Source organism: Enterobacter sp. 50793107, assembly GCF_001463365.1.
GTDB lineage: Bacteria > Pseudomonadota > Gammaproteobacteria > Enterobacterales > Enterobacteriaceae > Enterobacter > Enterobacter cloacae.
In genome coordinates this window covers 1-2,439 of record NZ_LNII01000017.1, presented here as the reverse complement: position 1 = coordinate 2,439, position 2,439 = coordinate 1, and the positions used below count along the sequence as shown (strand labels likewise).

2 protein-coding genes and 1 pseudogene are annotated in these 2,439 nt (G+C 45.5%); all 3 read left to right on the top strand.

Going from position 1 to position 2,439, the window contains the following annotated elements:
* Nucleotides 1-218 precede the first annotated feature (218 nt).
* Complete coding sequence (locus APU11_RS03420) at nt 219-773, top strand: fluoroquinolone-acetylating aminoglycoside 6'-N-acetyltransferase AAC(6')-Ib-cr5 (RefSeq protein ID WP_063840321.1); 555 nt, start codon at nt 219-221, stop codon at nt 771-773.
* Nucleotides 774-903: 130 nt separating this feature from the next.
* Nucleotides 904-1,734: an oxacillin-hydrolyzing class D beta-lactamase OXA-1 gene (locus tag APU11_RS03415; protein WP_001334766.1), complete on the top strand. Its 831-nt coding sequence runs from the start codon at nt 904-906 to the stop codon at nt 1,732-1,734.
* A gap of 137 nt (nt 1,735-1,871) precedes the next feature.
* Nucleotides 1,872-2,312, top strand: a pseudogene (locus tag APU11_RS03410) (CatB-related O-acetyltransferase); the annotation flags it as partial.
* Nucleotides 2,313-2,439 lie beyond the last annotated feature (127 nt).

The following is a 2,439-nucleotide window of genomic DNA, read 5'->3' as shown; positions in this document are numbered from 1 at the left end:
CGCCAGGCCTCAGCATTTTATTATGGTGATCCCCTGGGCGAAATGCGCCTGGTAAGCAGAGTTTTTGAAATGTAAGGCCTTTGAATAAGACAAAAGGCTGCCTCATCGCTAACTTTGCAACAGTGCCTTTAAGCGTGCATAATAAGCCCTACACAAATTGGGAGTTAGACATCATGAGCAACGCAAAAACAAAGTTAGGCATCACAAAGTACAGCATCGTGACCAACAGCAACGATTCCGTCACACTGCGCCTCATGACTGAGCATGACCTTGCGATGCTCTATGAGTGGCTAAATCGATCTCATATCGTCGAGTGGTGGGGCGGAGAAGAAGCACGCCCGACACTTGCTGACGTACAGGAACAGTACTTGCCAAGCGTTTTAGCGCAAGAGTCCGTCACTCCATACATTGCAATGCTGAATGGAGAGCCGATTGGGTATGCCCAGTCGTACGTTGCTCTTGGAAGCGGGGACGGACGGTGGGAAGAAGAAACCGATCCAGGAGTACGCGGAATAGACCAGTTACTGGCGAATGCATCACAACTGGGCAAAGGCTTGGGAACCAAGCTGGTTCGAGCTCTGGTTGAGTTGCTGTTCAATGATCCCGAGGTCACCAAGATCCAAACGGACCCGTCGCCGAGCAACTTGCGAGCGATCCGATGCTACGAGAAAGCGGGGTTTGAGAGGCAAGGTACCGTAACCACCCCATATGGTCCAGCCGTGTACATGGTTCAAACACGCCAGGCATTCGAGCGAACACGCAGTGATGCCTAACCCTTCCATCGAGGGGGACGTCCAAGGGCTGGCGCCCTTGGCCGCCCCTCATGTCAAACGTTGGGCGAACCCGGAGCCTCATTAATTGTTAGCCGTTAAAATTAAGCCCTTTACCAAACCAATACTTATTATGAAAAACACAATACATATCAACTTCGCTATTTTTTTAATAATTGCAAATATTATCTACAGCAGCGCCAGTGCATCAACAGATATCTCTACTGTTGCATCTCCATTATTTGAAGGAACTGAAGGTTGTTTTTTACTTTACGATGCATCCACAAACGCTGAAATTGCTCAATTCAATAAAGCAAAGTGTGCAACGCAAATGGCACCAGATTCAACTTTCAAGATCGCATTATCACTTATGGCATTTGATGCGGAAATAATAGATCAGAAAACCATATTCAAATGGGATAAAACCCCCAAAGGAATGGAGATCTGGAACAGCAATCATACACCAAAGACGTGGATGCAATTTTCTGTTGTTTGGGTTTCGCAAGAAATAACCCAAAAAATTGGATTAAATAAAATCAAGAATTATCTCAAAGATTTTGATTATGGAAATCAAGACTTCTCTGGAGATAAAGAAAGAAACAACGGATTAACAGAAGCATGGCTCGAAAGTAGCTTAAAAATTTCACCAGAAGAACAAATTCAATTCCTGCGTAAAATTATTAATCACAATCTCCCAGTTAAAAACTCAGCCATAGAAAACACCATAGAGAACATGTATCTACAAGATCTGGATAATAGTACAAAACTGTATGGGAAAACTGGTGCAGGATTCACAGCAAATAGAACCTTACAAAACGGATGGTTTGAAGGGTTTATTATAAGCAAATCAGGACATAAATATGTTTTTGTGTCCGCACTTACAGGAAACTTGGGGTCGAATTTAACATCAAGCATAAAAGCCAAGAAAAATGCGATCACCATTCTAAACACACTAAATTTATAAAAAATCTAATGGCAAAATCGCCCAACCCTTCAATCAAGTCGGGACGGCCAAAAGCAAGCTTTTGGCTCCCCTCGCTGGCGCTCGGCGCCCCTTATTTCAAACGTTAGACGGCAAAGTCACAGACCGCGGGATCTCTTATGACCAACTACTTTGATAGCCCCTTCAAAGGCAAGCTGCTTTCTGAGCAAGTGAAGAACCCCAATATCAAAGTTGGGCGGTACAGCTATTACTCTGGCTACTATCATGGGCACTCATTCGATGACTGCGCACGGTATCTGTTTCCGGACCGTGATGACGTTGATAAGTTGATCATCGGTAGTTTCTGCTCTATCGGGAGTGGGGCTTCCTTTATCATGGCTGGCAATCAGGGGCATCGGTACGACTGGGCATCATCTTTCCCGTTCTTTTATATGCAGGAAGAACCTGCATTCTCAAGCGCACTCGATGCCTTCCAAAAAGCAGGTAATACTGTCATTGGCAATGACGTTTGGATCGGCTCTGAGGCAATGGTCATGCCCGGAATCAAGATCGGGCACGGTGCGGTGATAGGCAGCCGCTCGTTGGTGACAAAAGATGTGGGGCACTGTTGCAAAGTTAGCGATGAGGCAGCCTTTTGTCTTATTCAAAGGCCTTACATTTCAAAAACTCTGCTTACCAGGCGCATTTCGCCCAGGGGATCACCATAATAAAATGCTGAGGCCTGGC